We start from the raw sequence: 4,845 nt of genomic DNA on the forward strand, positions 1-4,845 counted from the left end.
GTCGTCCTCAAGCCCGCCGAGACCACCCCGCTCACCGCGCTCCGCCTGGCCGAACTCGCCCTGGAGGCGGGCCTGCCCGAGCACCTCTTCCAGGTGCTGCCGGGATACGGCCACACCGCCGGACGCGCACTCGTCGAGCACCCCGGCGTCGCCAAGATCGTGTTCACCGGGTCCACCCGCACCGGCCGCGAGGTCATGGAGCGCTGCGCCCGGCAGGTCAAGCCGGTCACCCTGGAGCTGGGCGGCAAGAGCCCCAACGTCGTCTTCGCCGACGCCGACCTGAAGACCGCCCTCGACCCCTTCTCCTTCCTCGACAACTCCGGCCAGGACTGCTGCGCCCGCACGCGCATCCTGGTCCAGGAGGAGATCTACGAGGAGGCCCGCGCCTTCCTCGCCGACGCGCTCGCCGCCGTGGTCGTGGGCGACCCCGCCGACGAGAAGACACAGATGGGACCGCTCATCTCCCGCGCCCAACTGGACCGCGTCCGCTCCTACGTCCCCGACGACGCCCCCGCCCTGCGCGGCACCGCGCCGGACGGCCCCGGGTTCTGGTTCCCGCCGACCGTCCTCACCGACGTACCGCCGGACGGCCCGGCCGCCCGCGAGGAGATCTTCGGACCCGTCGCCGTCCTGCTGCCCTTCACCGACGAGCGGGACGCGATCCGGCTCGCCAACGACACCCCCTACGGGCTCTCCGGGTCCGTCTGGACCCGCGACCTCGGCCGCGCCCTGCGCGTCACCCAGGCCGTCCGCGCGGGGAACCTGTCCGTCAACTCCCATTCCAGCGTCCGCTACTGGACCCCGTTCGGCGGCTTCAAACAGTCCGGGCTCGGCCGTGAACTCGGCCCCGACGCCCTGACCGCCTTCACCGAGACCAAGAACGTCTTCATCAGTACGGAGGGCCCCGCACAGTGACCGAGAACCCTGTCTGCCGCCGCCTGGTCGGCCGTACCGCCGTCGTCACCGGAGCCGGGAGCGGCATCGGCCTCGCCACCGCCCGCCGCCTGGCCGCCGAGGGCGCGCACATCGTCTGCGCCGACATCGACGAGGCCGCCGGGAAGGCCGCCGCCGAGGAGACCCGCGGGCTCTTCGTCAAGACCGACGTCACCGACCCCGAGCAGGTCGAGGCGCTGTTCCAGGCCGCCTTCGACACCTACGGCAGCGTCGACATCGCCTTCAACAACGCCGGTATCTCGCCGCCCGACGACGACTCCATCCTCGACACGGGGCTGGAAGCCTGGAAGCGGGTCCAGGAGGTCAACCTCACCTCCGTGTACCTGTGCTGCAAGGCCGCGATCCCCTACATGCGCCGCCAGGGCAAGGGCTCCATCATCAACACGGCCTCCTTCGTGGCCCGGATGGGCGCGGCCACCTCCCAGATCTCGTACACCGCCTCCAAGGGCGGGGTCCTCGCCATGTCCCGCGAACTCGGCGTGCAGTTCGCCCGCGAGGGCATCCGGGTCAACGCCCTGTGCCCCGGACCGGTCAACACCCCGCTCCTGCGAGAGCTGTTCGCCAAGGACCCCGAGCGGGCCGCCCGCCGTCTCGTCCACATCCCGCTCGGCCGCTTCGCCGAGGCCGACGAGATCGCCGCCGCCGTCGCCTTCCTGGCCAGCGACGACTCCTCCTTCGTCAACGCGACCGACTTCCTGGTGGACGGAGGAATCTCCGGCGCGTACGTGACACCGCTGTAGCCGAGAGGTGTACGGTCCCCGTCCTATGCGACAGCTTCTCGCCTGGACCCTGGCCGCGGCCGCCGCCCTGGCGGCCGCCCCGCCCCTCGCCCCCACCGCCGCGGCAGTCGACTCCAACTGCCCGAGACTGAGCACCAGTTGGTACGGCGACAACCGCGCCCGACTGCAACACGTCATCGACGCCCGCGGCACCTGTTCCGGACACCGGGGCGCGGTCGCCGCGTTCGACTGGGACAACACGATCACCAAGAACGACGTCACCGACGCGACCATCTCCTGGGCGCTGCGGCATGACGTCCTGCTCCGCCCGGCCCGCTGGAAGGACACCAGCGCCTGGATGACCGACGCCGCCGACCGCGCGCTCACGGCCGCCTGCGGCACCGGCGCGGGCGTCGCCCTGCGCACATCCCGGATGCCCCGCTGCACCGACGAGATCCTGGAGATCCGCGAGAACGCGAAGACGATGAGCGGCGCCGCCGCCTTCGCGGGCACCTGGAACCACCGGCACACCGTCCCGCAGTACGCCTGGGTGCCCCAGCTCTTCGCGGGCCGCACCGTCGCCCAGCTCACCTCCTACGCCAGCGCCGCCCGCCGCGAGGCCCTGGCCGCCCCGATCGGCGCGACCCGGAAGCTCGGCACGCACACGGTCCCCGCCTACGTCCGCTACTACGACCAGCAGCGCGACCTCGTCCGCACCCTCCAACGGGCCGGATTCCGCGTCTACATCGTCTCGGCGGGCTCCGAACCCGTCACCGAGGTCTGGTCCCGCGCCCTCGGTGTCGACGCCGCGCACACCATCGCCATCCGCTCCGTCCTCGACCGCCACGGCCGCATCACCTACGCCAACGAGGGCTGCGGCGGCGTCCCGGCCGGCAAGGGCACCGCGATCCCGTACATCGACGGCAAGCGGTGCTGGATCAACCAGGACATCTACGGCATCCACGGCCCCGCCGCCTGGAAGAAACAGCCCGCCGCCAAACGCATCGCGATCGGCGGCGGCGACGCGGACACCGACGTCACCTTCGTCGGCGACGCCACCGGCGCCCACCTCGTCCTCAACCGCAACAAGGCCGAGCTGATGTGCCGGGCGTACGACAACGCCGACGGCCGCTGGGTCGCCAACCCCATGTTCATCGACCCGTTGCCCCGCAAGACCGAGCGGTACCCCTGCTCCACCACCGCCTACAACGCGCCCGACGGCAGCCGTACTCCGGTACTGCGGCCGGACGGCTCGGTGGTGCCGGACCAGGCGGACACGGTGTACTGACCTTCTTTCGCGGCCTGTTGGCGAGGGCCTCTTGGTGAGGCTCTAGAGGAACGTGTGCCCCTCGCCCCGGTAGGTGGGCACGGTCGCCGTGACCGTGTCCCCCTCCAACAGGTGCAGCACGTCGAACCGTTCGCACAGCTCGCCCGCCTTCGCGTGCCGGAACCACACCTTGTCGCCGATCAGCAGATCGTCGGCGGGCGAGCCGAGCAGCGGCGTCTGCACCTCACCGGCCCCCTCCTGCGGGTCGTACCGCAGCCCCTCGGGCAGATACGGCTCCGGCAGCCGGTCCCGGCCCGCAGCGCCGGACGCCGGATAGCCGCCGCCGAGCACCGTGACGACGCCGACGCCGGGCCGCCGTACGACGGGCAGCGCGAACAGGGCGGCCGGACGGCCCCTGAACGACGTGTAGTTGTCGAAAAGACGGGGCACGTACAGCCCCGAACCGGCGGCGATCTCGGTGACCGCGTCCTCGGCGGCCGTGTACTGCACACTGCCCGTGCCGCCACCGTTGACGAACTCCAGCTCCGGCGCCACCGCCCGCACGGCACGCACCGCCGCCCCCCGCCGCTCGGCCAACTCCCGCCGCGCCACCGCCTGCATCAGCCGTATCGCCCGCGAACGCACAGGGCGCCCGGCCAACGCGTCCCCGACTCCGGCGACATGACCCTCGTACGCCATGATCCCCACCAGCCGGAATCCCGACCGCCGGGCCACCGCCCGTGCCAGCTCGGCCAGTTGGGCGGGGGAGCGCAGCGGAGACCTCCGGGCGCCGACGCGCACCCGGCCGCCCAGCAGTTGCAGCGAGGTGTCCAACTCCAGGCAGACACGGACCACTTCACGCCCACCCTGGCGGGCCGCGTCGATGAGATCCAGCTGCGCCACGTCGTCCACCATCACCGTGACGGCGGCGGCCGCCTTCGGGTCGGAGGCCAGCTCCGCGTACCCCGCCCGGTCGGCGGACGGATAGGCCAGCAGCACATCGTCGAACCCGGAACGCGCGAGCCACAGCGACTCGGCCAGCGTGAACGACATGATCCCCTGGAACCCGTCCCTCGCCAGCACCCTTTCCAGCAGCGCCCGGCAGCGGACCGACTTGGAGGCGACCCGTACGGGCTTCCCCTGAGCCCGGCGCACCAAGTCGTCCGCGTTGGCATCGAAGGCGTCCAGATCCACCAGGGCGAGCGGGGCATCGAGAGCGGCGGTGGCCCGGTCGTACCGGGCCCTGTCGGCGGCACGCGCAGTCATGACGGAAGCCTGCCAGACGCGATTACCGCAGGGTAGGGGGACGTTCCGGGCAGATGCCCCGGGGGTGCGGACTGGTTCCGTCTCCCGGGGTGGTAGCCCGTAGAGTGACGCGCACGTACGGCGGAGCGCCCCCGGCCACATCGGCTGAACAGGGATGGCCGTCCGGCCGTACGGGTATGCGTGCCCGGACGGAACTCGCCCGCCGGGCCCGGCCGACCAGTCAGAACGGCCCGCGCACGAGCAGTCGGCCCGGGCAACAGGAAACGGGGGGTGCATGAGCACGGAAGCGCGCCGCGCCCCGTCTTCCGAGGCCGACGACTCCGAGGGTTCGTCCACCAGTACCACCGGGAACGACGTGGTGCGGGAGCGTGTCGAGGCCGAGCGGTCCGTGTTCACCCCGCGCCCGCGCGCGAAGAGCACGGGGAACGCGGCGAGCGTGGAGAAGAAGCCGACGGGCGCCGTGCCCGCCCCGGACGCCCCGGCGAGCCCGCCTCCGCCGCCCGCGTCGGCCCGCTTCCCGGACACCCCGCCTGTCGCCAGTCGCTCCGTGGGGGAGGGGACGGCTGCGGCGTCGGGGGCCGCTGTTCCGCCGCGTCCGGTCGAGGTGGGTGGCGGTTCGGCGCGTCCCGCCGCGCAGGC

General features: G+C 72.5%; 4 protein-coding genes and 1 pseudogene. 4 read left to right on the top strand and 1 reads right to left on the bottom strand.

Annotated elements, in window-relative coordinates; genetic code table 11:
* From GTW40_RS31165 to GTW40_RS31175, 3 genes are all read left to right on the top strand, one after another.
* Positions 1–915, top strand: a 915-nt coding sequence (locus tag GTW40_RS31165) for an aldehyde dehydrogenase family protein (protein ID WP_161183487.1), incomplete at its 5' end; no start/stop codon positions are given.
* On the top strand, positions 912–1,694 hold the full coding sequence (locus GTW40_RS31170) for a 3-oxoacyl-ACP reductase (RefSeq protein ID WP_161183488.1): 783 nt from the start codon (positions 912–914) through the stop codon (positions 1,692–1,694). The genes GTW40_RS31165 and GTW40_RS31170, both read left to right, overlap by 4 nt.
* Before the next feature lie 25 nt (positions 1,695–1,719).
* Positions 1,720–2,961: a haloacid dehalogenase-like hydrolase gene (locus GTW40_RS31175; protein WP_161183489.1), complete on the top strand. Its 1,242-nt coding sequence runs from the start codon at positions 1,720–1,722 to the stop codon at positions 2,959–2,961.
* Positions 2,962–3,003: 42 nt separating this feature from the next.
* Here the strand turns inward: GTW40_RS31175 and GTW40_RS31180 are convergent, their stop codons facing one another.
* Positions 3,004–4,206 (bottom strand): amino acid deaminase/aldolase, encoded by a 1,203-nt coding sequence (locus GTW40_RS31180; RefSeq protein WP_161183490.1) that lies wholly within the window; start codon positions 4,204–4,206, stop codon positions 3,004–3,006.
* A gap of 274 nt (positions 4,207–4,480) precedes the next feature.
* On the opposite strand from GTW40_RS31180, the pseudogene GTW40_RS31185 reads away from it, so the two are divergent.
* A pseudogene (locus GTW40_RS31185) lies at positions 4,481–4,845 on the top strand (hypothetical protein); the annotation flags it as partial.

Source organism: Streptomyces sp. SID4985 (genome assembly GCF_009863025.1).
Classification (GTDB): Bacteria; Actinomycetota; Actinomycetes; order Streptomycetales; family Streptomycetaceae; genus Streptomyces.